Source organism: Streptomyces sp. NPDC058291 (genome assembly GCF_042880855.1).
Taxonomy (GTDB): Bacteria; Actinomycetota; Actinomycetes; order Streptomycetales; family Streptomycetaceae; genus Streptomyces.
The window spans coordinates 62,215-88,263 of record NZ_JBHVYK010000027.1; the positions used below are offsets into that span (position 1 = coordinate 62,215).

Here is a 26,049-nt window from a genome sequence, read left to right on the forward strand (position 1 = left end):
GCCGTGGCCGGACGGGTCGCCGTACCCGCCGGAGTCGCCGTACGCGGAAGAGTCCCCCTGGGCGGACGAGCCGCCGTACGCGGCAGCGTTGCCGTGGGCGGAGGAACCGCCGTACGCGTGGGCGTCGCCGTACGGGGCCTGTCGGTCGCCGTACGCGGGCCGCTGGTCGCCGTACGCGGGCCGCTGGTCGCCGTACGCGGGGTGCTGGTCGCCGTAGGCCGGGCCGTCGCCGGACTGGGGCGGCAGGTAGGCGGTCCGGGCCGGGTCGGCCGCGGTGACCGGCTGCTGCACGCTGGTCTCCCAGGTCTGGCCCTGCCACTGCTGGGTGTACTGCAGGTGGGCCTGCGGGTCGTCGTGCCCCTGGTGCTGCCCGGGCCAGGCCTGGCCGGCCTGCGCCCGACGCTGCTGCCGGGCGTGGGGGTCGTCACCCTCGTGGCTCTCGTGACCCGGATGCGCCCCTTGGCCCTGGTGGCTCTGCTGGCCCTGGTAGCCATCGTGGCCTGGGTAACCCTGGTGAGGGCGGTCCCCCTGATACGAGGCGTCGTACGGCTGGTCGGTCATCTCACCCTCCTGCGAACGGCGGGAGCACCTCGACCGTGCCGCCGTCGGCCAGCCGTACCGTCTCATGTGCGCGGGTGCCCACGGGGTCACCGTCGACGAGGAACGAGCATCGCCGCAGGACACGCACGAGTTCGCCGGGGTGTCGCGTCCGCGCGGCGTCGAGCGCCTCGGCGAGCGTGGCCGCGTCGTGCGGCTCCTCGGCGACGCCGGCCGCGGCCTTGGCGGCCGCCCAGTAGCGCACCGTGACCTGTGCCATCTCGTCCCTCACGTCAGTTCGTCCACGTCGCATCTCGGTGGTCAACAGGGCCCAGGCTAGCCCGCCCGCGCGACCGCCCAGTCCCCGATGCGGGCCGACAGGCCCTCGTCGGCGGCGTGCCACCGGGGGGCGGCGGGTGACCCGCAGGCGTCGTATACGACCGGACCAGGTTCGTATACGGAATCGAGGGAAATGCCGTCGACCGTGGTCAGAAACGTCCGCAATGGTGCGCACCTGCCCGTCTCGGCATGCGGACGAACGGTGGGACGTGCCACATGACCTGCCGGACCCCTGCTCATGTGGGCTATTCTGCTGGACAGAGGACTCGGGCAGCGCAGCCCCCGGGTCCTTTCGTGCTTTCGGAAGCGTTGTATACGACAGGGCGGCCGGGTGGGAAACACCAGGTGGCCGTGGGTGTACGGGCCCCGGGAACGCGAGCAGTGCCGCAACAGCCGCAGTGCCGCACGACTCCCCCACTGCCCCAAGGCGCGGGAGGGGCCCCACGCAGGGACCAAGGAGGAACCAGACATATGAGTTCTCTGCTGCTCCTGACCAACGCTCTCCAGCCCTCGACGGAAGTGCTGCCGGCCCTTGGCCTGCTGCTGCACAACGTGCGGGTGGCCCCGGCGGAAGGCCCCGCCCTCGTCGACACCCCCGGCGCGGACGTCATCCTCATCGACGGCCGCCGTGACCTGCCCCAGGTGCGCAGCCTGTGTCAGCTGCTGCGCTCCACCGGCCCGGGCTGTCCGCTCATCCTCGTCGTGACCGAGGGCGGCCTCGCGGCCGTCACCGCCGACTGGGGCATCGACGACGTGCTGCTGGACACCGCGGGCCCGGCCGAGGTCGAGGCGCGTCTGCGGCTGGCCATGGGCCGCCAGCAGATCGTCGCCGACGACTCCCCGATGGAGATCCGCAACGGCGACCTGTCGGTGGACGAGGCGACCTACAGCGCGAAGCTGAAGGGCCGGGTCCTGGACCTGACCTTCAAGGAGTTCGAGCTCCTGAAGTACCTCGCCCAGCACCCGGGCCGGGTGTTCACCCGCGCCCAGCTGCTCCAGGAGGTGTGGGGTTACGACTACTTCGGCGGCACCCGCACGGTCGACGTCCACGTACGGCGCCTGCGCGCCAAACTCGGGCCCGAGCACGAGTCGCTGATCGGAACCGTCCGCAACGTCGGTTATCGATTCGTTACCCCGGAGAAGGGGGAGCGCGCGGCCGACGAGGCGAAGGCCAAGGCGGACCGGTCCGAGCAGGCAAAGACGGAGGATGCGGACAACGCGGCCGCCCGGGACGCCGCCGAGGTCGCGGCGGAGGCGTAGTACCCGCCGGTAGACCCCGCACCTGCTCGGACAGGGCGTTGCTCCCGCACAGGGAAGCTTCCGTTCGCCCTGCCCAGAGCGGGTCCATCCGCGTAGACTCCGCGCGTGGCAAAGGTGACTCGGGATGATGTGGCGCGGCTGGCGGGGACTTCGACCGCCGTCGTCAGTTACGTCATCAACAACGGACCCCGGCCGGTCGCCCCGGCCACGCGCGAGCGTGTCCTCGCCGCCATCAAGGAGCTGGGGTACCGGCCCGACCGGGTCGCCCAGGCGATGGCGTCCCGGCGCACCGACCTCATAGGCCTGATCATCCCGGACGCCCGTCAGCCCTTCTTCGGCGAGATGGCGCACGCGGTCGAACAGGCCGCCTCCGAGCGCGGGAAGATGGTGCTGGTCGGCAACACCGACTACGTCGCCGAGCGCGAGGTCCACTATCTGCGGGCGTTCCTCGGGATGCGGGTCTCCGGCCTCATCCTCGTCAGCCACGCGCTCAACGACCAGGCGGCCGCCGAGATCGACGCGTGGGACGCGCGCGTGGTCCTGCTGCACGAACGCCCCGAGGCCATCGACGACGTCGCCGTCGTCACCGACGACCTCGGCGGCGCCCAGCTCGCCGTACGCCACCTGCTGGAGCACGGCCACCCGTACGTGGCCTGTGTCGGCGGCACCGCGGAGACCCCGTCCGTCGGCGACCCCGTCTCCGACCACGTCGAGGGCTGGCGGCGCGCGATGGACGAGGCCGGCGTCAGCACGCGGGGCCGGCTCTTCGAGGCGCCGTACAACCGCTACGACGCCTACCGCGTCTCCCTAGAGCTGCTGTCGGGCCCGGACCGGCCGCCGGCCGTCTTCTGCTCCACCGACGACCAGGCGATCGGCCTGTTGCGCGCGGCCCGCGAGCTGCGCATCGACGTGCCCGGCGAGCTGGCCGTGATCGGCTTCGACGACATCAAGGAAGCGGCGCTCGCCGACCCGCCCATGACGACCATCGCCTCGGACCGCTCGGCCATGGCCCGCGCCGCGGTCGACCTCGTCCTGGACGACGGCCTGCGGGTGGCCGGCTCGCGGCGCGAGCGGCTGAAGGTGTTCCCGTCGCGCCTGGTCGCCCGCCGCTCCTGCGGCTGCGAGTAACCGCCGCGGGCGGCTTTCGGCAGGCTCCATGAAGCTTGTCTGAGAGGGACCGCCCTGCGCGCGGTTCGGTCTTTATATCGGGCATACGAGGTTCTGGCGGCCTTCTCAGGGAGCACTCAGGGAGCTCTCATGGTCGGGCGAGAAGCTTTGTCCATGACCGAGAGCTTCCGCCGCAGCGGCGAGTACGAGAACCCGTACCAGGCCCCCTATCAGGCCCCGTACGAGGACGCCCGGCAGTACGCCTCACCCCCCGCGTCCTCGTCCCCCGCGTCCTCCGCTCCCGTGACCCCCTCCCCGGTGAACCCGGAGTGGCCGCCCCCGCCGGCTCACCGGCCGGCCGCGCAGGCGCCGGTCGAGCCCACCGCCGTGTGGCAGGCGCAGACCGCCGGCGGCGCGGGCGACGGCCACGGCGGCGGAACCGCTCACATCCCCCCGGTGGCCGACGGGCCCACGCCCCCCGCCGGCAAGAAGCGCACCCGCGGCCCGCTGGCGCTGCTCGCCGCCGTGGCGATCGTCGCGGCCGCGATAGGCGGCGGCACGGCCTACGGCATCCAGGAGCTGACCGGCAAGGACACGGTGGTCTCCTCGTCCACCACCACCAGCGTGGTGCCGACCGGCAGGACGGGCGACGTGGCCACCATCGCGGCCACGGTCAGCCCGAGCGTCGTCGAGGTGAGCGCCACGCTCAGCAACGGCACGTCCACCGGCTCCGGCGTGATCATCACCCGTGACGGCGAGATCGTCACCAACAACCACGTCGTCTCCGGCGCGAACTCGATCAAGGTGACGACCAGCGACGGCAAGTCCTACACCGCGAAGGTCGTCGGCACCGACAGCAAGAAGGACCTCGCGCTGATCAAGCTGGCGAACGCCTCCGGACTCAAGGCGGCGACCCTGGGCGATTCCGACGGCGTCAAGGTCGGCGACACGGTCGTGGCGATCGGCTCGCCCGAGGGGCTGACCGGCACCGTCACCAGCGGCATCGTCTCCGCCCTGAACCGGGACGTCACCGTCTCCACGGACGAGGGCCAGAGCCAGAGCCAGCAGGGCGGCGGAGAGGGCAACTGGCCGTTCCAGTTCGGCGGCCGGCAGTTCAACGGCGACACCGGCTCGTCCACGACGACCTACAAGGCCCTGCAGACGGACGCCTCCCTGAACCCCGGCAACTCCGGCGGCGCGCTCATCGACGCCGGCGGGAACATCATCGGCATCAACTCCGCGATGTACTCGGCCGCGGCCGGCTCGTCCTCCTCCGACGCCGGCAGCGTCGGCCTCGGCTTCGCCATCCCGATCAACACCGTCAAGGCCGACCTCGCCACGCTGCGGGCCGGCGGCTCCGACAGCTGAACCCACCACCGACCGAGCCAGGGAGTACGTCATGATCCAGCAGGTTTCCCACCCGGTGACCGGCGTCGGCGCGGCCGACCTCGCCCTGGCCCTCGACGTGGCGTCCGAGCTGCACCCGCCGACGGCGGCGGTCCGCGCGCCCGAGCTCGCCGCCCCGCAGCTGATGGGCCTGCGCACCACGGCGGCCCGCCCACACCGGCGCAAGGTGCCGCTGAACCGGCTCGCGGCGATGCGCGGCTGACCCCCCGCTCCCCGGTCCACCCTTTACGCAGCCCACGGGAACCGTGCGACGCTGAACGCACTCAGCACGTTCAGCAGGACCGGCCTCCCGTCGTCCCACCGCACCCGAGGAATCCACGCCCATGAGCCCCGCCGAAGGCGACCGTGACACCCAGCGCATCCTGATCGTCGACGACGAGCCGGCGGTGCGCGAGGCACTCCAGCGCAGCCTCGCCTTCGAGGGCTACGACACGCAGGTCGCCGTGGACGGCGCGGACGCCCTGGAGAAGGCCACGGCCTACCGCCCGGACCTGGTGGTGCTGGACATTCAGATGCCGCGCATGGACGGCCTGACGGCGGCCCGCCGCATCCGGGGCGCGGGCGACACCACCCCCATCCTGATGCTGACGGCCCGCGACACGGTCGGCGACCGGGTCACGGGACTGGACGCGGGCGCCGACGACTACCTCGTCAAGCCGTTCGAACTCGACGAGCTGTTCGCCCGGGTGCGGGCCCTGCTGCGGCGCAGTTCCTACGCGGCGGCGGCCGGCGCCGGAGCCCTCGACGAGGACGAGGCCCTCACCTTCGGCGACCTGCGCATGGACCTCGCCACCCGGGAGGTGACGCGGGGCGGCCGCCCGGTGGAACTGACCCGCACGGAGTTCACCCTGCTGGAGATGTTCCTGGCGCACCCGCGCCAGGTCCTCACCCGTGAGCAGATCCTGAAAGCGGTCTGGGGCTTCGACTTCGAGCCGTCCTCCAACTCGCTGGACGTGTACGTGATGTACCTGCGGCGCAAGACGGAGGCGGGCGGAGAGCCGCGCCTCGTGCACACCGTGCGGGGCGTGGGGTACGTGCTGCGACAGGGCGGGGCCGAGTGAACAGGATCGTACGGCGGTTCCGGACCCTGCCCATCAGGGCCCGGCTGTCGATGCTGGTCGCCGCCGCGGTGGCCTTCGCGGTGGCCGCGGTATCGGTGACCTGCTGGTTCATCGTGCAGGGGAAGTTGTACGACCAGGTCGACCAAGACCTGCAGAAGTCGCTCAACATGTCCCGGCTGCAGGACCAGGCCACGGCGGCGGTCAACAACTGCACGACGAGGGCCTCGCAGGACTTCGGCAACGGACCGCGCAACACGTACTACCAAGTGGTCACGGAGGACGGTAAGTCCTGCGTCATGCCGTTCTCCGTCGGGGCGGTCAAGGTCACTCAGGCCGACACCGACCTGATCCAGCGGGGAAACGGTTCGCGCGGCGTGTACCGCAACGGCACCGACGCGGAGGGCGACGACGTAAGAGTCCTCACCCTGCCGGGATTCACGGTCACCGACTCGTCCACGCAGAACACCTCCAACGCCGCCCTGCTCATCGCTCTCCCTCTCAAGAACACCCAGTCCACCCTCAACGACCTCGCCCTCCTGCTGCTCCTCGTCTCCGGCGTCGGAGTCGTGGGCGCCGGCGCCGCCGGTCTCGCCGTCGCGCGGGCCGGGCTGCGGCCCCTCGACAAGCTCACGGAAGCCGTCGAGCACGTGGCCCGGACCGAGGATCTGAGCGTGCGGATCCCCGTCGAGGAGGACGCCGAGGACGAGGTGGCCCGGCTCTCCCGTTCCTTCAACTCGATGACCGCCTCCCTGGCCAGCTCCCACGAGCTCCAGCAGCAGCTGATCGCGGACGCCGGGCACGAGCTGCGCACCCCGCTGACCTCCCTGCGCACCAACATCGAGCTGCTCACCCGCAGCGAGGACACGGGCCGTCCGATCCCCGCCGCCGACCGCAAGGCGCTGCTGGAATCCGTCAAGGCGCAGATGACCGAACTCGCCTCGCTCATCGGCGACCTGCAGGAACTGTCCCGCTCCGAGGGGCAGCGCGGCGAGCGCGTGCAGGTGGTCTCGCTGGAGGAGGCGGTCGAGTCGGCGCTGCGCCGGGCCCGGCTGCGCGGGCCCGAGCTGACCATCACCGCCTCGCTGACGCCCTGGTACACCCGGGCGGAGCCGGCCGCGCTGGAGCGGGCGGTGGTCAACGTCCTGGACAACGCGGTGAAGTTCAGCCCCGAGGGCGGCACGGTCGACGTGCGGCTCGCGGACGGGACGCTGACCGTGCGCGACCACGGCCCGGGCATTTCCGCCGAGGAACTCCCGTACGTCTTCGACCGCTTCTGGCGCTCCCCCGGCGCACGCGCCCTGCCCGGCTCGGGCCTCGGTCTGTCGATCGTGGCCCGCACCGTGGAACAGGCCGGCGGCCAGGTCACCCTGGCCCGCGCGGACGGCGGCGGCACGGTGGCCACGATCCGGCTGCCGGGTGCGCCTACCCCTCCGCCGGAGGACCCCGCCGTCGCGTCGTCCGAACTTCCCTAGAAGTCGGCCGAGTTCGGCAACCTTTCCGCGTCGGGCGGCGACTCATCCGCAGTCAAGCCCCCCTCCCCCCGCACGGAAGGGTTCGCCGTATGAGCGAGCATCGCCGCACGTCGTCCGAGCCGGCCCCGACGGCCGTGCCGCCGGCCAGGTCCCGTCACCGCAGAAGCAGGAAGGCGCTGACGGCCGGCGTCCCCCTCGCCCTGATCGCCGCCTGCACCCTCGCCTACGGCACGGACCTCGGCCTCTTCGGCGCGGCAGGACAGGCGAGGGCCTCCGCCGCGACCGCGGCCCGGCCCGCCTGGGCCACCGCCTCCGCCGACGGGTTCGCCTCCGTCGACGCCCTCGGGCAGAACGGCACCTACGGCGGCCGGGACGGCAGGACCGTCACCGTCAAGACCCTGGCCGACCTGGAGAAGTACGCGACGGCCGCCGAGCCGTACGTCATCGTGGTCGCCGCGACGATCACCATGGACCCGGTCGGCAAGGAGATCAAGGTCCGGTCGGACAAGACGATCGTCGGCTCGGGAACCGCCGGGCAGATCGTCGGCGGCGGCTTCTTCCTCGGCCAGGGCGTCCACAACGTGATCATCCGCAACCTGACGATCCGGGACGCCTACCAGGGCGTCTGGAACGACAAGGAGCACGACTACGACGGCATCCAGATGGACGGCGCCCACCACGTCTGGATCGACCACAACGACATCCGGCACATGGCCGACGGGCTCATCGACAGCCGCAAGGACACCACCTACCTGACCGTCTCCTGGAACAAGCTGAGCCAGGAGAACAAGGCGTTCGGGATCGGCTGGACCGACAACGTCACGGCCGACATCACCATCCACCACAACTGGATCCGCGAGACCGAGCAGCGCAACCCCTCCACGGACAACGTCGCCCACGCCCACCTGTACGACAACTTCCTGGAGGACGTGGCGGGGACGGACATCAAGTCCTCCTACGGCGACTACGCGCGCGGCAGGACGAACATGGTCCTGGAGAACTCCTACTTCCAGGGCATGACCAACCCCGTCATCCGGGACGCGACCGCCACCCTCGTCCAGCGCGGCAACGTGTTCTCCGGCACGAGCGGCAGGAACGAGAGCGGCGGCACGGGCGCGGCCTGGGACCCGAAGACGTACTACGCGTACACGCTCGACAAGGCGGCGGACCTGCCCGCGCTGCTCAAGTCGGGTGCGGGTCCGCGCAGTTCGATCGGCACGGCGCCGACGGCCGCCGCGAGGAGGACGACGGCCACGACGAAGACCACGACCGGGGCCACGACGAAGGGCGCCGCCGCGCAGGCCGCCGCGGCGACCATCACCGTGGCCAAGGACGGCAGCGGGCAGTACTCCACCGTGCAGGCCGCCGTGAACGCCGTCCCGGCGAACAACCCCTCGCGCGTGGTGATCGCCGTCAAGCCGGGCACGTACCGCGAGCTGGTCAAGGTGCCGTCCAACAAGCCGCACGTCACCATCCGGGGCACCGGCGGCAGCCGCAAGGACACCACGATCGTCTACAACAACGCGTCGGGCACCCCCAAGCCCGGCGGCGGCACGTACGGCACCGGTGGCAGCGCCACCGTCGCGGTCGAGGCTGACGACTTCCAGGCCCGCAACCTGACCATCTCCAACGACTTCGACGAGGGGGCCCACCAGGACATCGCCGGCCAGGCGGTCGCCCTGCGGACCGCCGCCGACAAGGTGTTCCTGGACGGTGTCATCGTCAGCGGCGACCAGGACACCCTGCTGGTGGACACCGCGTCCAAGGACAGGCTGGGCCGCGTCTACATGGCCGACTCCTATGTCGTCGGCAACGTCGACTTCATCTTCGGCCGCGCCACCGCGGTGATCGACAGGTCGGTCATCACGCTGAAGAAGCGCTGGAACGGCACCTCGGCCGGGTATGTCACCGCCCCCAGCACCGCCGCCGGCCGCAAGGGCATCCTGATCACCGACTCCACGGTGAACGGTGACGTGTCCGACCGCAGCTTCTACCTCGGCCGCCCCTGGCACGCCGGCGGCGACGCGAGCCTCGACCCGCAGGCCACCGTCCGCGACACCACCCTGAGCGCCGCGATCAAGGCCGCGCCCTGGACCGACATGAGCGGCTTCTCCTGGAAGGACGACCGGTTCGCCGAGTACCGGAACAAGGGCGCGGGGGCCGGTGCCGCGAGCACCGACCGCCCTCAGCTCACCGACGCGCAGGCCGCCGGCCAGGAGGTCGCGGACTGGCTGGGGGACTGGACCCCCAGCGCGTCCTGACCTGATCGGCGCGCGCCTTGACGTGACCGGCGCCGGCTACCCGCCCGCCGCGTAGCCGACGCCGACGGCGGCCATCGGGACGATCGCCGGGACCGCGAGCCAGGGACATGCCCGCGACCTCGATCCCGCCGGGACGAAGCCGCCCGGGAGGCCCAGGAGTCGGACCGGCAGGGCGCGGGGGCGTTCACCGGGCGCGCAGGACCAGCGTGTCGTCCGTCGGCCAGGGACGGGCCAGGCGGGCGTACACCTCGCACCGGGTCATCAGCTCGTCGTGCCGGCCCGTGTCCACCAGCCGGCCCTCGTCCACCACGAGGATGCGGTCCGCGTCCGGGGCCAGGCTCAGATCGTGGGTGATCATGAGCGTCGTCCGGCCGGAGATCAGGCTGCGCAACGGCTGGACGACCTGGCGGGCGGCCACCGCGTCGAGGCCGGCGGTCGGTTCGTCCAGCACCAGCACCGGGGCCGACCGCAGCATGGCCCGGGCGATGGCGACGCGTTGGAGCTGGCCGCCGGAGAGGGCCGCGGTCCCCGGGGCGATGCGGGTGTCGTAGCCCTCGGGGAGCGCCGTGATGAACCCGTGCGCCACCGCCGCGCGCGCGGCCGCCTCGATCTCCGGCTGCGTCGCGCCCGGCCGCCCGCAGGCGATGTTCTCCCTGATCGTGCCGTTGAGGATCAGCGTCTCCTGGGGAAGCAACGCCACGTTCTCCCGGAGGAACTCCAGCGGCAGGTCCGTCAGCGGGACTCCGTCGAGGCGGATCGTGCCCTCGGTCGGGTCGTAGAACCGGGTCAGCAGTCTGGCGAGGGTGGACTTGCCGGCCCCGCTCGGGCCGGTGACGAGGACCAGTTCGCCGGGGGCGACCGTGAAGGTCACGTCCTTCAGCGAGGTGCGAGCGCCACCCGCCCGCGAGCGCCCGCCCGGCTGCGGATGACCGCCTGACTCCAGGTGACCGCCTGACTCCAGGTGACCGCCTGACTCCAGGTGACCGGATGCCTCCAGGTGACCGGATGCCTCCAGGTGACCGGCTGTCTGCGGGTAGCCGAACGTGACGCCGTGGAAGGCGACCCGGCCGCGCACCGGCCAAGCCGGGACGGGGACTTCGGGATCCTCGACCGACGGCCTGGCGTCCAGGAGTTCGGCGATGCGTTCCGCCCCCGCCGTGGCCGCGGTGACCGTCAGCCCCAGCTGGCCGAGACTGCGCACCGGCGGATAGAGGTAGCCGATGAACGCGGCGAACGCGAGCAGCGCGCCGAGGGTCATCCGGCCGGCCGAGATCTCCCAGACGCCCAGGCCGATCACCGACAGGACGCAGACCGTCTCGACGACCTCCACGAACTGCTCGTACATCTCGCTCAGCCGCGCCCCGCGCACGCTCGCCCGCAGCCAGGCGCGCGCCTCCCGGTCGAGCCGCCGTTCCTCGTCGCGCCGGCGGTTGTACGCCTGGGTCAGCACGATGTTGCCCAGCGACTCCTCCACCACCGAGGTGATCGCGCCGTCGGCGACCCGTTCGTCCTGTGCGGTCTGCTTGACGTGGCCGGAGAACCGGCGGGCGGCCAGCAGGAAGAGGGGAGCAAGGACGAAGGTGACCAGGGCCAGGTCCCAGCGCAGCCAGAGGGCCGCCGCCGCGTAGAAGACGGCGGAGAAGGCCGCGGCGATCGTGCCGACGACACCGGAGACGACCAGCTGCTCGATCGCCTCCACGTCTCCGGTGAGCCGTTCCACCAGGTCACCCCGGCGGTGCTGCTGGAAGAAGTGCGGCGGCAGGCCCTGGAGGTGGCCGAAGACCTTGGCCCGCAGACGCAGGACGAAACGCTCCGCCGTCCAGGTCGCGAGCGAGTTCCCCAGGTACCCGACGACCGCGCCGAGCACGGCGACGCCCAGCCAGGCCCCGGCCGGTCCCCAGAACGCGGAGAGCGAGCCCTGCTTCAGGGCGTGGTCGGTCAGTTCGGCGAACAGCAGGATGGACGCCGTCTCGGCGAGCGCGGACACCACCACGCACGCCACGATCACCAGCATCCACCCGCGGTCGCCGCGGCTCAGCGGCCAAAAACGGCGGAAGGCCGCACGGGCTTCCCTCATGTCAGCGACTCCCTCGACTCCCTGTCGTGTACGGAGGCAGGCACGGCCGAGGCGGGGTCGCCGGCTCCCGCCGGTGACCCCGCCTCGTGGCGTGCCGTCAGCCCTTGTGCGCGATCGGACGCCGCTTGGGCGCGGCCGGCTGGTGCGCGGCCTTCTTCTTCGGCGCGGGCTTCGGGGCCGGGGCGACGGGCTTGCGGGTCTTCTTCACGGGGGCGATCTTGTGGAAGCTCATAGGAATTCCCTTTCCATTCGTTCGGTGTCAGCTATGCATGACTGTGTGCTGCTGTGAAGGTGATACTCAGCCCTTGTGCGACACCGGGCGGCGCTTCGGCGCGGGCCTCGGAGCGGCCTTCTTCTGGTGGACGGGCTTCGGAGCCGGGGCGACAGCCGACTTGCGCGCCTTCTTCACCGGGGCGACCTTGTGGAAGCTCATGACGTTCTCCCTTCACTCTGTTCGCTGCGTTCACTTTCGCGTGTTCGCTTTCGACATGGAAAACACTACGGGACACCGGGGGAAGAAAAAGCCGATTCGGCTGAGACCTCGATTAAATGCGACTGAGACGAAATTCAGCCGGAAAGGGGAACCGAACGGTTGCTCACACAGGTTTTAATACAGAAAGGCGGCCCCGTCGGTGACGGGGCCGCCTTGTGCGTGGTGCTGGTGTTGAGCTACCGCTACTGCACGATCGTGATCCGGTTCGTCGCCGGCGGGGCCAGCGGGCCCGCGGCCGAGGAGTTGGCCGTCAGGTACTGCTCCAGGGCGGTCAGGTCGTCGGTGCCGACCAGGTCGTTCGTGCCCAGGCCCAGCGTGGTGAAGCCGTCGCCGCCGCCCGCGAGGAAGCTGTTGGTGGAGACGCGGTAGGTGGCGGCCGGGTCGATCGCCGCGCCGTTGAGCCTGATGGAGTCCGTGACCACGCGGTCGGCGCCGCTCCTGGTCAGGTCCAGCGTGTACGTCAGGTTGGCGGACGGCTGCAGGATCTTCGGGGCGCTCGCGTTCGTCCCGCTCACCTGCTCCTTGAGGACCTGGATCAGCTGGGCGCCGGTGAAGTCCTGCAGGTTCACGGTGTTGGAGAAGGGCTGCACGGTGAAGCCCTCGGCGTAGGTCACCACGCCGTCGCCCTCAGCGGCCTTGGCCGCGTAGGTGAGGCCGGCCCGGACGCCGCCCGGGTTCATCAGCGCGAGGTCGGTCTCCGGGTCGAGCTTCCTGCCGTACCAGAGTTGGGCGTCCGCGATCAGGTCGCCCATCGGGGACTCGGTGCCCGTGCTGGGGACGTCCGCGGAGATGTAGCCGATCGCGCGGTTGCCGACCGGGGCCGCCAGGGTGTTCCACTTGCTGATCAGCTGCGTCATGTCGGGCGCCTTGGCGACGGTCCGGGTGACCACGTGGTTCGCCGACTTGACCGCCGTGCGCGCGATGTCGCCGGTGTAGCGGTCGTACGTCAGCGTGGTGTCGGTGTAGAGGCGGCCGAAGGACGCGGCCGAGGTGACCGTGCGCGGCTTGCCCGACGGGTCGGGGATCGTGCACGCGTACGCGGCGTGCGTGTGTCCCGTCACCAGCGCGTCCACCGCCGGCGTGACGTTCTTCGCGATGTCGACGATCGGGCCGGAGAGGCCCGCGCCCGCGCCAGCCGCGTCGCAGTTGTAGTTGTACGCGCCCGAGGACGGCAGACCGCCCTCGTGGATCAGCGCCACGATCGACTTCACGCCCTGCCTCTGCAGCACCTTGGCGTACTTGTTGATCGTCTCGACCTCGTCCTTGAACTTCAGGCCCTTGACGCCCTCGGCGGAGACGACGCCCGGGGTGTCCTCCAGCGTCACGCCGATGAAGCCGATCTTGACGTCCTTCTTCTTCCAGACCCAGTACGGGCGGAGGATCGGCCTGCCGGTCTTCTCGTTCAGGACGTTGGCCGCCAGGTACGGGAAGTCGGCGCCCCGGAACTTCTTGTCCGTGTAGCAGCCGGCCGTCGGGTGGCAGCCGCCGTTCTGCAGCCGGGCCAGTTCCTTCGCGCCCTCGTCGAACTCGTGGTTGCCGACGGAGGTGACGTCCAGGTCGAGCTTGTTCAGCGCCTCGATGGTGGGCTCGTCGTGGAACAGGCCCGAGATCAGCGGGGAGGCGCCGACCATGTCGCCGCCGGCCGCGGTGATGGAGTACGGGTGGCCTTCGCGGGCCTCACGCAGATGGGTGGCGAGGTACTCCACACCGCCCGCGTCGATCGTCTTCGTCGTGCCGTCCGGCTGCAGTTCCGTGACGCGGCCCGAGGAACCCGACGGCGGTTCGAGGTTGCCGTGCAGGTCGTTGAAGGACAGCAGTTGCACGTCCTGGTAGCGGCTCGGCAGCGGCTTGCCGTGCTTGCCGTCGTGGGCGTCCGCCGGGAGCGCGGCGGCAAGAGCACCGGCGGTGGCGAGCACCGCGGAGGCCGCGACGAGACGGTACGAAAGACGTCGGCCGCGTCTGTCGGTCCGGTGCGGCTGGGAAGTGGCTGGCATGCGCCCCCCTGTTGTCGGCTGGGAATAGGTGGCTCCCGTCCGGCGCAGCCTAAGGTCAACGCGCGTAGCGCGACAGGGGGTTCGTGGTTACATCCTGGTTTCCCTTTACCCTCTGCTTTGCCCCCACTTTGCGGCGTCCGCCCTTTACCCTCATACGCATGACCAGCGACGACATCGCACGGATCCCCGGCTCCCGATCCATCGAGACCCACGCCGAGCTCTCCCCCGGCCAGGCCGAGGCCGTCCTCGAACTGCTCGCGGCGGCCGCCCGGACGGACGGCCAGCAGGCGGTGTCCGAACAAGGCCGGCTGCAACTGCGCGGAGGCCCCCGCGACGGCGTCTGTCATCTGGTCCTCACCTTCGACGGCGAACTCGTGGGCTACGCCCAGCTGGAGGACACCGACCCGGTCGAGGCGCCTGCCGCCGAACTCGTCGTCCACCCCTCCCACCGCGGGCACGGACACGGCCGGGCGCTGGGCTCTGCGCTGCTCGCCGCCTCCGGCAAGCGGCTCCGGGTGTGGGCCCACGGCGGCCATTCCGCCGCCCGGCACCTCGCCCAAGTCCTCGGCCTGACGCTGTTCCGCGAACTGCGTCAGATGCGCAGGCCGTTGACCGACCTCGAACTGCCCGAGCCGGTGCTGCCCGCGGGCGTGAGCGTGCGGGCCTTCGTGCCCGGCCAGGACGACTCCGCCTGGCTCGCCGTCAACGCGGCCTCCTTCGCGCACCATCCCGAGCAGGGCTCCCTCACCCAGCGTGACCTGGACGACCGCATCTCCCAGCCCTGGTTCGACCCCGCCGGCTTCTTCCTCGCCTTCCGCGGCGAGCGGCTCGTCGGCTTCCACTGGACGAAGGTCCACGCCGAGGAGCAGCTCGGCGAGGTGTACGTCCTCGGCGTAGCCCCCGGCGCCCAGGGGGGCGGCCTCGGCAAGGCCCTCACCGCGATCGGCCTGCGTCATCTCGCGGCACAGGAACTGCCCACGGCGATGCTGTACGTCGACGCCGACAACAAGGCGGCGGTGTCGGTGTACGAGCGGCTGGGCTTCGTCACCCATGAAACGGACCTGATGTACCGCTCGGAGACGTGAGCCCCCTCCCCCTGGCCGCCTTCCGCCCCCCTCTTCCGCCCACCTTCCGCGTCCGGCCCCCTCGCCGCCTTCCGCCCCCCTTCCGCGCCTGACCCCCTCGCCGCCTGGCCCCCTCGCGGCCTGACCCCCTCGCCCCCTGACCCCCTCGCCGCCTGACCCCCTCGCCGCCTGGCCCCCTCGCCGCCTGGCCCCCTCGCCGCCTGGCCCCCTCGCGGCCTGGCCCCCTCGCAGGCTCGTCCTCAGGCTCCCGCGGTGGGGTGACCTCGTCGGGCCTCGCCCGCCGGTCCGCCGGGTCGGCGTGAGCCGCGTCTTCCCGAGCCCTTCAACGGCTCCGGCGTCCATAGCGCGAGCCCTTCAACGGCTCCGGCGTCCATAGCGCGAGCCCTTCAACGGCTCCGGCGTCCACAGCGCGCCGAGCGCCGCCGTCACCCCCAGAACCACCGCCCATCTCATCTGGGTGGCGGCCCAGTACGGGTCCTGGGGCGTGCCCGTCAGCCCCCAGCGGCCGGGGACCATCAGCGTCACGGCGGCCAGGAGGCCGAGCCGGATCGCCGCGCCCCTGCCCACCGCCGCCGAGTCCGTGAAGCGGACGGCGGTCACCGCGAGGGCGAGGGCCGCCCCGGCCGTCGCCGCGGCCTCGACGGTGGCCGGACCGAGCGCGGGACGGGCCGCAGCGGGTACGAGCAGCAGCACCGCAGCCCACCAGGCCACCGTGAGTGGGCCCACCAGGACGAGCCGCAGCAGGGTCCGCCGGGGCCGGCCCACCGGGGTCGCCGCCGTGGCGTTCCGGGCGGGGTCGTCCAGCAGAAAGGCCAAACCCAGTGCGCCGATGAGCGCGATGAGACGCAGAGCCCGCAGGCCCGCCGCGACGTCCGGCGCGTGGTCCGGGAGGCGGAGCGTGCCCGCCGCCAGCAGGCCCAGCCCGCCGGCCACGGTCAGCGGCCGCCAGGGAAGGGAACGCCACACCGGCGGCGCCAGCGACCGGAGCAGCCCCGCCGGGGTCCTTCTCGCCTCCGCCTGCCCTACTCCTCGCACTTCTCCGCCTCCTCGGGAGCCTTGACGCCCAGCAGTTTCGCGGCCTGAGCGGTCGTCGTGCTCGCGGACGTCAGTTCCGCCCAGTGAGCCTTGACGCGGGCGGTCATCTCGGCACGAGGACGCTCCAGCAGTTCCCGGATCACCGTCGTCTGCGGGCCCGTCAGGCTCAGACCGTTCGTCGGGGCCAGCACCTGGCCCGAACCGCTGACGCTGTCGTCGAGCCGTACGTTGCGGAAGGTCTCCACAGGGGTGGGGTCGGTGCTCAGGACCAGCCACATGACGGTCACCGGGCGCGCGTCGTCGCACGTCTCCTGCGTCGTCATGTCCTCCGATCCCCCGACCAGGACCACGGCGGCGCCGACCGCGAACTCGGGGACCCGGTTGCCGCCCCAGCGCGTGCCCACGGTCACCTCGCCCGGAATGGACGAGGGATCGAGGGCGCTGTCGACCTCCACCTCGTCGCCGACGGGGACGCGCTGGCGGATCGTCAGGGGCGCCTGGGCCGCCGTGCCGCCGGCCGCGGACCGGAGGCGGTCGACGACCTCGGCCCAATGCGAGCGCACACCGCTCCACTCGGCGAACGAGCAGTACGTCGAGCGGCCGTGCCGTGCGCACGACTGGACCTTCTCCGGAGCCTCGGCCGCCGTCCTGCGGGTCGCGTCCAGCGCCCGGGCGTCGCGCGGGAACTGGCCGACCGCGCCGACCGCGGTGACCGCGAGGGCGAGGACCGCAGCCGCCTTGACGGCCCGGGTACGGCCGCCGGACCGCAGCAGTGCCACGCAGGCGAGCACGGCGCACAGGCCCGTCACATACAGCGCGTGCCAGGCGGCGGGGCGGCCGAGCAGATCGGTGGGGACCGGGTCGCCGCCCGTCTCGGCGACGAACAGGACCGGTGAGAGCCAGCCCTCCCACTTGCCCCCGTCGCCCGCCGCGGAGGCGACGGCGAAGATCAGATAGAGGGGGATGGTGACCAGTATGGGCATGAAGGAGGAGGGCAGCAGACGGGCCAGCAGCACCCCCATGATCCCGGCCAGCAGAACGGTCAGGGGTCCGACGGCCAGCTCCCCGACGGAGCCGCGGCCCACAGCGCCGGGCTTCAGCGCCTCCCGGCCGAACTCGGCGGCGACGACGAGCGCGGTGAGCGCCGCGTACGGGATCACGGACAGCGCATGGGCGAGGGTGCGCCGCCAGGGCTCCATGGCCAGGACGTCGAACTGCTGCGCCGTGCCGTTCTTGCGGGAGCGCAGCGCGGCCGCGTTGCAGCAGATGAACACCGCGATGGCGAACAGCAGAGGTTCCGCCTGGGTGCGCCGGTCGACCGTGTTGAGGACGGGGTAGTCGTCCATGCCGTCCTGGCCCATGAGCCGCAGGGCGACGTAGCCGACGTAGAGGGCGAAGGTCAGCAGGATCGGGACCTGGAGGAGCAGCTCACGGGCCTCGAAGCGGGCGAGGGCCAGGACGGCTCGGGCCTGGTGGCCCCCGCGCGCGGGCTCGGCGAGCTCGGGCGCCGGTTCGGTATGCGTGGCCGTCGCGGTGTTCATGCCGTCACCGCCGTGTCGTCGCCGTCGAGGGTGAGCAGATAGCCGTCCTCCAGGGTGGGTTCGAGCAGGTCGGCGCCCTTCGGCGGGTCGCCGACGTTGCGGAAGGCGCCGGTGCCCGTGCGCCAGCCGGCCAGGGCGTCGGGGTCGCGTTCGGCGCTGCTCCAGACCCGGCCCGCCGCACGCGCGGTCAGTTCGGCGGGGGCGCCCTCGAAGCGGACGCGGCCGCGGGCCAGCACCACGACGCGGTGGCAGAGCATCGCCACGTCCTCCGTCTGGTGGGTGGACAGCAGGACCGTGCGGCCCTCGCCCGCCTGAGCGATCAACTCCCGGAAACGCATCCGCTGTTCGGGATCCAGGCCGACGGTCGGTTCGTCCAGGACGAGGAAGCCGGGGTCGCCGACGAGTGCGGCGGCCAGGGCGACGCGCTGGCGCATACCGCCGGACAGCCGCTTCAGGCGGGTGCCGCGCACCTCGGAGAGGTCGACGGCGTCCAGCACGCGCCGCACCTCGCGCAGCCGGGCGGCGCGGTCGGTCAGCTCCTTCAGGATCGCCACGTAGTCGACGAAGTCGAAGGCCGTGAAGTCCGGGTGGAACCCGGGGTTCTGGGGCAGGTAGCCGAGCGTGCGGCGCAGGGCGAGCCGCCCGGACGCGGTGCCGGGATCGTGGCCGAGGGCCGTGAACCGGCCGCCGTCGGGCGGGAGGGCCGTGGCCAGCACCCGCAGCAGGGTCGTCTTTCCCGCCCCGTTGGGACCGAGCAGACCGGTGACGCCGCGGCTCAGCCGCAGCGAGACCCCGTCGAGGGCCCGTGTCCCGCCGAAGCGCAGGGACAGATCGTCGGCCGCCAGGGTCGCGGGGCCGGCGGCGGCTCGGCCGCTGTGGCCGGGGACGGGTCCGGGGGCGGATGCGGTGGTCATGTGGGACTCCTGGAGATCCGATGGGCGGGCGGGGGCCGGCTCGGGGCCGGGACGGCGTGTCATATGGCGCGGCCGTCCTGGAAGCCGCCCAGGGGGCGTGCGTCGAAGCGGTCCCGGCCCTGGTAGAGCAGCAGGGCGGCGAGGACCGCCACCCCCGCCGCGGTCCCCTGGCCTGCCGCCGTGAAGGGGGCGAGCGTGGCGTGCGCCTGCGCCTGCACCTTGGCCACGGCCAGCAGCGCCAGCCACCCCCCGCCGACCAGGGCGGGCGCGAGGACCGGACCCAGCCGGGCGCTCAGTGCGAGCCCCGTCCCGGTCAGGGCGAGCGCCGGCAGCAGCCAGGCCAGGGCCAGCAGCCCGTACCCCGGGAGAGCCAGCGTCGCCAGGCCGTCGCCGACCAGACCCGCGGTAAGCACCGCCACCGTGCGGATCATCAGCAACCGGAAGCCGTGCAGCGGGGCGACGACCGCCATCTCGTACGTCGGGTCGAGGGAGGGGCCGTAGGACAGGGCGACCCCCGCGAGCGGCAGCAGCGGGGCGAGCGCGAGGAACAGCGCCGGCTGATCCGCCATGCGCACCGCCAGTACCGTCATCACCAGCAGGAACAGCACCGACAGCAGCCAGGAGCGGCGCAGCACCGGCGTGGCCGCGAGCAGCCGTGCGGTGTGGTCGGCCACGCCGAGCCGAACCAGCAGCCGCTCGATCAGGCTCGGCCGCGGCGCGTCCAGTTCGGCGTCCAGCCGTTCCCAGGCGGCGTCCAGCGCGACCGGGTCGGCGGCCGCGGAGAGCCGGGCCCGGCAGGAAGCGCACCCGGTGAGATGCGCGTCGGCGGACCACAGCAGGGGTGGTGCCAGCTCCCCCTGCGCATAGGCGCGCAGGTCGTCCTCCGCCACGTGCCACGTCATGCCACGACCTCCGTCGACTGCTCGTCGCCCGCGCGAGCGCGCAGGCCTGCTCCGCACACGTACCGCCTCATGCCAACGCCTCCCGCAGTTGCCTGCGGGCCCGCAGAGCCCGCGTCTTGACGGTGCCGGGCGGGATGCCGAGCAGAACGGCCGCCTCCCGGGTGGTGAGCCCGTCGATGACGGTGGCCTGCAGCACGGCCCGCAGCTCCGGTGAGAGGCGGGTGAGGGCCCCGGCGAGGTCCCCGTGCTCCACCCCCGCGAGCACGCGTTCCTCCGCCGAGGCCTCGTCGCGGTGGCGCAACCGCCCCAGCGCCTGGCGCAGCCGGCCGCGCGCCCCGTCGCCGCGCATGGCGTCGACCAGACGACGGGCGGCGATGCGCCACAGCCAGCCGGCGGCGTCGGCGGAGCCCTGCTCACGGTGGCGGGCGGTGCCGCGCCACACCGCGAGGAACGTCTCCTGGACGACGTCGTCGACTATCCCGGCGTCGGCGCACCGGCCGCGCATGCGCGCGGTCAGCCAGGGGGCGTACCTGCGGTACAGCTCCTCGAAGGCGTGACGGTCCCGGTCCGCCGCGATGGCCCGCAGCAGCTCCCCGTCGCTTCTCGTTTCGCTCACATCTCCTCATCGGACGAGCCCCGCCGATCGGTTCACGGTTCGGCCCACGATCTTTTCGGACCCGCCCGCGCCACACGCCCCCCACCCTTCGGGCCCCGCCCGACCCCCGCGAGCCGCCCCCCGCTATCCCGCACGCCATGTCTCCGTAACCGCCGGTTAAGACGACCTTGCGACGCTCGGCGAATGACGCCCGCCGCGCCCGAGCCCTCGCCGCCCCCCGAGGGCCTCCAGCCCCACCAGGGCTCCGCCGCGATCCCGCCCGCACGTTCCGACGCGCCTGTCTCCCCGTTCGCGCGGAAGAATGGGTACATGAGCCAGTCAGACACCCAGGCCGAGGTCCAGCACACGCAGCCCTCCGTGGGCTCCATAGCCGCGCACCGCCCGCACACCGTGGCTGCCGTCGTCTCCGATCTGGAGCCCGACATCGACGCCGACCTCGACACCTACGAGGAGGCGCCCTACGACGGCCCCGAACTCCCGCAGGGTCGTTTCCTCGACCGGGAACGCAGCTGGCTCGCGTTCAACGAGCGGGTTCTGGAACTGGCCGAGGACCCGGAGACGCCTCTTCTGGAGCGGGCCAACTTCCTCGCGATCTTCGCCAGCAACCTGGACGAGTTCTTCATGGTCCGGGTGGCCGGGCTGAAGCGCCGCATCGCCACCGGCGTCGCCACCCGCTCCGCCTCCGGCCTCCAGCCGCGCGAGGTGCTGGAGATGATCTGGGCCCGCTCCCGTGAGCTCATGGCCCGGCACGCCGCTACCTACCACGAGGACATCGCCCCCGCCCTCGCGGAGGAGGGTATCCACCTGGTCCGCTGGAGCGAGCTGACGGAGAAGGAGCAGGCACGCCTGTTCACCCTCTTCCGGCACCAGATCTTCCCGGTCCTGACCCCCCTCGCGGTCGACCCCGCGCACCCCTTCCCGTACATCTCGGGTCTCTCGCTGAACCTCGCGGTCGTCGTGCGCAACCCGGTCAGCGGCCACAAGCACTTCGCGCGGGTCAAGGTGCCGCCGCTGCTGTCCCGCTTCCTGGAGAGCTCCCCGGGCCGCTACGTCCCCATCGAGGACGTCATCGGCGCCCACCTGGAGGAGCTGTTCCCGGGCATGGAGGTGCTGGAGCACCATGCCTTCCGGCTCACCCGCAACGAGGACCTGGAGGTCGAGGAGGACGACGCGGAGAACCTCCTGCAGGCCCTGGAGAAGGAGCTCATGCGGCGCCGCTTCGGGCCGCCGGTGCGCCTGGAGGTCGAGGAGTCCATCGACCGCGAGGTCCTCGACCTGCTGGTGCGCGAGCTGAAGGTCTCCGAGGCGGAGGTCTATCCGCTGCCGGGCCCCCTCGACCTCACCGGCCTCTTCCGCATCCACGGCCTCGACCGGCCCGAGCTGAAGTACAAGAAGTTCATCGCCGGCACCCACCGCGACCTCGCCGAGGTCGAGTCGGCGTCCCCGCCGGACATCTTCGCGGCCCTGCGCAGCCGGGACGTCCTGCTGCACCACCCCTACGACTCCTTCTCGACGTCCGTGCAGGCGTTCCTGGAACAGGCGGCCGGCGACCCGGACGTCCTGGCCATCAAGCAGACCCTGTACCGCACCTCGGGCGATTCGCCGATAGTCGACGCGCTCATCGAGGCCGCGGAGTCCGGCAAGCAGGTCCTCGTACTCGTCGAGATCAAGGCCCGGTTCGACGAGCACGCCAACATCAAGTGGGCGCGCAAGCTGGAGGAGGCCGGCTGCCACGTCGTCTACGGCCTCGTCGGTCTCAAGACGCACTGCAAGCTGTCGCTGGTGGTCCGCCAGGAAGGCGACACGCTGCGCCGCTACTGCCACGTCGGCACCGGCAACTACCACCCGAAGACGGCCCGCCTCTACGAGGACCTCGGCCTGCTCACCGCCGACCCGCAGGTCGGCGCGGACCTCTCCGACCTGTTCAACCGGCTCTCCGGCTACTCCCGCCGCGAGACCTACCGCCGTCTCCTGGTCGCCCCGAAGTCGCTGCGCGACGGCCTGATCTCCCGCATCGACAAGGAGATCCAGCACCATCGCGCGGGACGGCCGGCGCATGTGCGCATCAAGGTGAACTCGATCGTCGACGAGGCCCTCATCGACTCCCTGTACCGGGCGTCGCAGGCGGGTGTGCCGGTCGACGTGTGGGTGCGCGGGATCTGCGCGGTGCGCCCGGGCGTGCCCGGCCTGTCGGACAACATCCGGGTCCGTTCCATCCTCGGCCGCTTCCTGGAGCACTCCCGGGTCTTCGGTTTCGGCAACGGCGGCGAGCCCGAGGTGTGGATCGGCAGCGCCGACATGATGCACCGCAACCTCGACCGCCGTATCGAGGCGCTGGTCAGGGTCACCGACCCGGGCCACCGGGCGTCCCTGAACCGGCTGCTGGAGACCGGCATGTCGGACGGCACCGCCTCCTGGCACCTCGGCCCGGACGGCGAATGGACCCGGCACGCGACCGACGCGGACGGCGGCCCCCTGCGCAACGTCCAGGAGATGCTCATAGACGCCCGGAGGCGCCGGCGTGGCACAGCGACACCATGACCTGACGGGCCCCGTGGCCGGGACCGCGACGACGGGGGAGGCCCTCGCGGGCTACCTCCGGGCCCAGGCCACGGAGTTCCTGCGCGCGCTGCGCCTGCACCGGGAGTCGGGGGGCGCCCCGTCGCACGCCCCGTCGCACGGCTCGTCGCTCGCGGGCGGCCCCGCCGGCCGGGCGCATCCGCGCGCGGGCGAGCACGGCACGGCGTTCGGCCCGCCTCAGGAGCGGGTGGACGCGGTGCGCGCCCTGCGCCGCTCGGCCCGCCGCATCAGCGGCAGCCTGCACACCTTCCGCCCTCTCCTGGACCCCGAGTGGTCGGAGGGCATCCGGCCCGAACTGGTCTGGCTGTCGGGCACGCTGGCGCTGGAGCAGGCGTACGGGGCCCGGCTGGAGCGGCTGTTGCTGGCGCTGAACCGGCTGTCGGGCCCGACGCCCGCGCCGCCCCCCGCGCAGACGCCCGTCCCCACGACGACTCCCCCGCCGGGGCCGTCCCCGGCCCACACGCAGCCCGAGACGCGAACACAGCTACGGGCACAGACGCGGACTCAGCTTCAGACTCAACCGCACCCGCACCCGCCCCTACAGGCGCCGGTGGAGGCACAGGAGCAGGCACCGGTCCGGACGCAGCCGCAGGTACAGGCACCTCTACAGGCGCAGACGGCCGGTACGGCCGGTGCGGCCCGAGCCGGCGGCGAGCGTGCCGGCGCCCACCCGGCCGCCCCGGACCGCGGCAGCCTCACCGTGGGCGCGGCCAAGGCGGGCGCCCTTCTGGACCGGCAGCTGACCCTCGCCCGCACCCGGGCGCACTCCACGGCGCTGCAGGCCCTCGGCTCCTCGCGCTTCCACGCCGTCGCCGACCGGATCGCCGTCCTCGCCAGCGAGGTCCCGCTCACACCCGCCGCCTCCGCCGCCGACCTGCGGCCGCTGGCCCGAGCGGCCGAGGAGCGCCTCGCCGACGCGGTGACCGCCCTTCCCTTGATCACCGCGGGCAGTCCGTACAACGCGCAGGCCCTGCTCCACGGCCTCTCCCCGGACCCGGCCCCGCACCCGCAGGACGCGCCCTGGCATCAGGTCCGCCTGCTCCTGCGGCTGCACCGGTACGCCGGTGAGATCGTCCACGGCGACGACGCCCCCCTCGACGTCCGGCTGCTCGGCGCGGGAGAGGCCCTCGACCGCCACCGGGACGCCTCGGAGGCGGCGTCCGCCGCGGCGCAGGCGGCCCGCACTCCCCGGATCGCGCCCGCGACCGCGTACGCGCTCGGCGTGCTCCACGCCGACCAGCGCCATGAGGTGGAGGCGGCGCGCTACGCGTTCCAGCGGTCGTGGCAGAAGCTGACCCTCGGCACACCCTGACAGGCAGGCGGTGAGCACCCGGTGAGCACGGCGGGAGACCCCGCGGACGACGCCGTCGTCCGGGCGGCGGGCTGCGTGCTGTGGCGCCGTTCCCCGGTGGACGCCACGCTGGAGGTGTGTCTCGTACACCGTCCCAAGTACGACGACTGGTCGCACCCCAAGGGCAAGCTGAAACGAGGCGAGGACCCGCTCGCGGGCGCTCTGCGCGAGGTCGAGGAGGAGACGGGCCACCGGGCCGTCCCCGGCGCCCGCCTGCCGACCGTGGAGTACGAGGCGAACGGCCGCCCCAAGGAGGTCCGCTACTGGGCCGCCGAGGCCGTGTCCGGCGCCTTCGCCCCGAACGACGAGGTCGACCGCCTCCTCTGGCTGCCCCCGCCGGCCGCCCGGGACCGGCTCACCCAGCCGCGGGACCGCTCCCTCGTGGACGCCCTGCTGCACGTCCTGCGCCTGACGTGACAGGAGCGCAGGACCGCCCCCGCGACCGCCCCCGCCCGGCGAGAGCCCGGCTCCCCCCTCCCGGATCGCCCCGGCCCCGCCCCCGCGGCCGGAATCACCCCGTGTCCTCGACGTGAGCGTTCCGTGACCTAACCGCACCGACGGCAGGGGTTCACCCGCCGTTCACTCGTGCCCGTAAGGGCCTTCACCTGATCTGTCTAATTTCGGCCTTACGCGGTGCGGCTCGCGACCGAGCGGGACGTGTCGTACCTATCAGACTTCGCACTCTCCGCACGTCAGACTTCGCACTCTCCGCACGCCGCCGGATTCAGGACGGCGGCTCCTGGAAGGACCTCCCCCAAGTGAAGCTTCAGCGCATGAACCGGCGGGCTCTCTCCCTCGGTGCTCTCGCCGTCTCCGGCGCCCTGGCCCTCACGGCGTGCGGCTCCGACGACACCGGCTCCGGCAAGAGCGGCAGCAGCTCCTCCGCCACCGCGGCCGCCGGGTCCATCAAGTGCGACGACGCCAAGGGCCAGCTCCTCGCCGACGGCTCCTCCGCGCAGAAGAACGCGATCGACGCCTGGGTGAAGAACTTCACCCAGGCCTGTTCCGGCGTCCAGGTCAACTACAAGGGCTCCGGCTCCGGCGCCGGCGTCACCGCGTTCACGCAGGGACAGGTCGCCTTCGCCGGCTCGGACTCCGCGCTCAAGCCCGACGCCGTCGCCGCCTCCAAGTCGGTCTGCAAGGGCGGTCAGGGCATCGACCTGCCGATGGTGGCCGGCCCGATCGCCGTCGCCTACAACGTCTCCGGCGTGGACAACCTGGTGCTCGACGCCTCCACGATCGCCAAGATCTTCGACGGCAAGATCACCAACTGGAACGACGCCGCGATCGCCAAGCTCAACCCGGGCGCGAAGCTTCCCGACCTGAAGATCCAGCCGTACCACCGCTCCGACGAGTCCGGCACGACGGACAACTTCACCAAGTACCTGATCGCCGCCGCCCCGAGCGACTGGAAGTACTCCGGCGGCAAGGCCTGGCAGGCCAAGGGCGGCCAGGCCGCGGCCGGCTCCTCCGGTGTCGCCCAGGGCGTCAAGCAGACCAACGGCGCGATCGGCTACATGGAGCTGTCCTACGCCAAGGACGGCCTGGGCACCGTCGCCGTCAACACGGGCGCCTCGGCGCCGGTCAAGCCGTCCTCCGACGGCGCCACCAAGGCCGTCGCCGCCGCGAAGGTCGTCGGCACGGGCAGCGACCTCTCGCTGAAGCTGGACTACAACACCAAGGCCGACGGCGCCTACCCGCTCACCCTGGTCACGTACGAGATCGCCTGCGACAAGGGCAACAAGGCCGACACCCTGCCCGCCACCAAGGCGTTCCTGCGCTACATCGCCGGCACGGAGGGCCAGGGCATCCTCTCGGGCATCGACTACGCGCCGATCCCCGACGCCATCATCTCCAAGGTCCGCACCACCATCGAGGACCTGAGCTGATCTGAGCGGCGGGGGGGGGGCGGGGGGGGGGCCCCGGGGCGGGGGGGCCGGCGGGGGGCCACGGGTGGGGGGGGCGGCGGGGGGGGCGGCTGGGGGCGCCGGGTCACGGCCGCGGGTTCATATGCCGT

At 72.3% G+C, this 26,049-nt stretch carries 22 protein-coding genes and 1 pseudogene; 12 read left to right on the forward strand and 11 right to left on the reverse strand.

Annotated features, from left to right (window positions below; genetic code table 11):
• Together ACFVYK_RS16525 and ACFVYK_RS16530 are read right to left on the reverse strand one after the other, a co-directional pair.
• Positions 1-561, reverse strand: a pseudogene (locus ACFVYK_RS16525) (hypothetical protein); the annotation flags it as partial.
• Between the two features lies 1 nt (position 562).
• Positions 563-817 carry a MoaD/ThiS family protein gene (locus ACFVYK_RS16530; RefSeq protein ID WP_389774047.1) on the reverse strand — a complete coding sequence of 85 codons (255 nt, stop codon included), beginning with the start codon at positions 815-817 and terminating at the stop codon, positions 563-565.
• Positions 818-1,347: 530 nt separating this feature from the next.
• Between ACFVYK_RS16530 and ACFVYK_RS16535 the strand changes: the two genes are divergently transcribed.
• The 7 genes from ACFVYK_RS16535 to ACFVYK_RS16565 all read left to right on the forward strand — a co-directional run bounded on the left by ACFVYK_RS16535 (position 1,348) and on the right by ACFVYK_RS16565 (position 9,444).
• Positions 1,348-2,136 (forward strand): response regulator transcription factor, encoded by a 789-nt coding sequence (locus ACFVYK_RS16535; protein ID WP_389773987.1) that lies wholly within the window; start codon positions 1,348-1,350, stop codon positions 2,134-2,136.
• Between the two features lie 105 nt (positions 2,137-2,241).
• Positions 2,242-3,264: a LacI family DNA-binding transcriptional regulator gene (locus tag ACFVYK_RS16540; RefSeq protein ID WP_389773989.1), complete on the forward strand. Its 1,023-nt coding sequence runs from the start codon at positions 2,242-2,244 to the stop codon at positions 3,262-3,264.
• 153 nt (positions 3,265-3,417) lie between these two features.
• Positions 3,418-4,611 carry a S1C family serine protease gene (locus ACFVYK_RS16545; protein WP_389773991.1) on the forward strand — a complete coding sequence of 398 codons (1,194 nt, stop codon included), beginning with the start codon at positions 3,418-3,420 and terminating at the stop codon, positions 4,609-4,611.
• 31 nt (positions 4,612-4,642) lie between these two features.
• On the forward strand, positions 4,643-4,852 hold the full coding sequence (locus tag ACFVYK_RS16550; RefSeq protein ID WP_389773994.1) for a hypothetical protein: 210 nt from the start codon (positions 4,643-4,645) through the stop codon (positions 4,850-4,852).
• A gap of 121 nt (positions 4,853-4,973) precedes the next feature.
• Positions 4,974-5,711, forward strand: a complete 738-nt coding sequence (locus tag ACFVYK_RS16555) for a response regulator transcription factor (protein ID WP_389773996.1) — start codon at positions 4,974-4,976, stop codon at positions 5,709-5,711.
• On the forward strand, positions 5,708-7,183 hold the full coding sequence (locus ACFVYK_RS16560; protein WP_389773999.1) for an ATP-binding protein: 1,476 nt from the start codon (positions 5,708-5,710) through the stop codon (positions 7,181-7,183). The genes ACFVYK_RS16555 and ACFVYK_RS16560 overlap by 4 nt, the downstream gene beginning before the upstream one ends.
• A gap of 89 nt (positions 7,184-7,272) precedes the next feature.
• On the forward strand, positions 7,273-9,444 hold the full coding sequence (locus tag ACFVYK_RS16565; RefSeq protein ID WP_389774002.1) for a pectinesterase family protein: 2,172 nt from the start codon (positions 7,273-7,275) through the stop codon (positions 9,442-9,444).
• 184 nt (positions 9,445-9,628) lie between these two features.
• Here the strand turns inward: ACFVYK_RS16565 and ACFVYK_RS16570 are convergent, their stop codons facing one another.
• From ACFVYK_RS16570 to ACFVYK_RS16585, 4 genes are all read right to left on the reverse strand, one after another.
• Positions 9,629-11,521 (reverse strand): ABC transporter ATP-binding protein, encoded by a 1,893-nt coding sequence (locus ACFVYK_RS16570; protein WP_389774005.1) that lies wholly within the window; start codon positions 11,519-11,521, stop codon positions 9,629-9,631.
• Positions 11,522-11,618: 97 nt separating this feature from the next.
• Entirely contained in the window at positions 11,619-11,753 is a 135-nt protein-coding gene (locus ACFVYK_RS16575) for a hypothetical protein (RefSeq protein WP_389774007.1), read from the reverse strand.
• A gap of 66 nt (positions 11,754-11,819) precedes the next feature.
• Positions 11,820-11,954, reverse strand: a complete 135-nt coding sequence (locus tag ACFVYK_RS16580; protein ID WP_389774009.1) for a hypothetical protein — start codon at positions 11,952-11,954, stop codon at positions 11,820-11,822.
• 242 nt (positions 11,955-12,196) lie between these two features.
• Positions 12,197-14,008: a bifunctional metallophosphatase/5'-nucleotidase gene (locus tag ACFVYK_RS16585; protein ID WP_389774012.1), complete on the reverse strand. Its 1,812-nt coding sequence runs from the start codon at positions 14,006-14,008 to the stop codon at positions 12,197-12,199.
• Between the two features lie 158 nt (positions 14,009-14,166).
• On the opposite strand from ACFVYK_RS16585, the gene mshD reads away from it, so the two are divergent.
• On the forward strand, positions 14,167-15,093 hold the full coding sequence (mshD, locus tag ACFVYK_RS16590) for a mycothiol synthase (protein WP_389774015.1): 927 nt from the start codon (positions 14,167-14,169) through the stop codon (positions 15,091-15,093).
• 354 nt (positions 15,094-15,447) lie between these two features.
• On the opposite strand, the gene ACFVYK_RS16595 is transcribed toward mshD, so the two are convergent.
• The 5 genes from ACFVYK_RS16595 to ACFVYK_RS16615 form a co-directional block, all read right to left on the reverse strand.
• Entirely contained in the window at positions 15,448-16,128 is a 681-nt protein-coding gene (locus ACFVYK_RS16595; RefSeq protein WP_389774017.1) for an ABC transporter, read from the reverse strand.
• Positions 16,116-17,669: an ABC transporter permease gene (locus tag ACFVYK_RS16600; RefSeq protein ID WP_389774019.1), complete on the reverse strand. Its 1,554-nt coding sequence runs from the start codon at positions 17,667-17,669 to the stop codon at positions 16,116-16,118. The genes ACFVYK_RS16595 and ACFVYK_RS16600 overlap by 13 nt, the downstream gene beginning before the upstream one ends.
• Positions 17,666-18,583 carry an ABC transporter ATP-binding protein gene (locus ACFVYK_RS16605; protein WP_389774021.1) on the reverse strand — a complete coding sequence of 306 codons (918 nt, stop codon included), beginning with the start codon at positions 18,581-18,583 and terminating at the stop codon, positions 17,666-17,668. The genes ACFVYK_RS16600 and ACFVYK_RS16605 overlap by 4 nt, the downstream gene beginning before the upstream one ends.
• Before the next feature lie 59 nt (positions 18,584-18,642).
• Entirely contained in the window at positions 18,643-19,485 is an 843-nt protein-coding gene (locus tag ACFVYK_RS16610) for a zf-HC2 domain-containing protein (RefSeq protein WP_389774024.1), read from the reverse strand.
• Positions 19,486-19,552: 67 nt separating this feature from the next.
• A complete protein-coding gene (locus ACFVYK_RS16615; RefSeq protein ID WP_389774027.1) occupies positions 19,553-20,101 on the reverse strand; it encodes an RNA polymerase sigma factor in 549 nt (182 codons plus the stop codon).
• Positions 20,102-20,410: 309 nt separating this feature from the next.
• Between ACFVYK_RS16615 and ACFVYK_RS16620 the strand changes: the two genes are divergently transcribed.
• The 4 genes from ACFVYK_RS16620 (at position 20,411) to pstS (ending at position 25,921) form a co-directional block, all read left to right on the forward strand.
• Positions 20,411-22,642, forward strand: coding sequence for an RNA degradosome polyphosphate kinase (locus ACFVYK_RS16620; protein ID WP_389774030.1), 2,232 nt, complete (start codon positions 20,411-20,413; stop codon positions 22,640-22,642).
• On the forward strand, positions 22,623-23,993 hold the full coding sequence (locus ACFVYK_RS16625; RefSeq protein ID WP_389774033.1) for a CHAD domain-containing protein: 1,371 nt from the start codon (positions 22,623-22,625) through the stop codon (positions 23,991-23,993). Before ACFVYK_RS16620 ends, ACFVYK_RS16625 begins: the two co-directional genes overlap by 20 nt.
• A 21-nt stretch (positions 23,994-24,014) precedes the next feature.
• Positions 24,015-24,449 carry an NUDIX hydrolase gene (locus ACFVYK_RS16630; RefSeq protein ID WP_389774035.1) on the forward strand — a complete coding sequence of 145 codons (435 nt, stop codon included), beginning with the start codon at positions 24,015-24,017 and terminating at the stop codon, positions 24,447-24,449.
• 341 nt (positions 24,450-24,790) lie between these two features.
• On the forward strand, positions 24,791-25,921 hold the full coding sequence (gene pstS / locus ACFVYK_RS16635; RefSeq protein WP_389774038.1) for a phosphate ABC transporter substrate-binding protein PstS: 1,131 nt from the start codon (positions 24,791-24,793) through the stop codon (positions 25,919-25,921).
• The last annotated feature ends 128 nt before the right edge of the window (positions 25,922-26,049 follow it).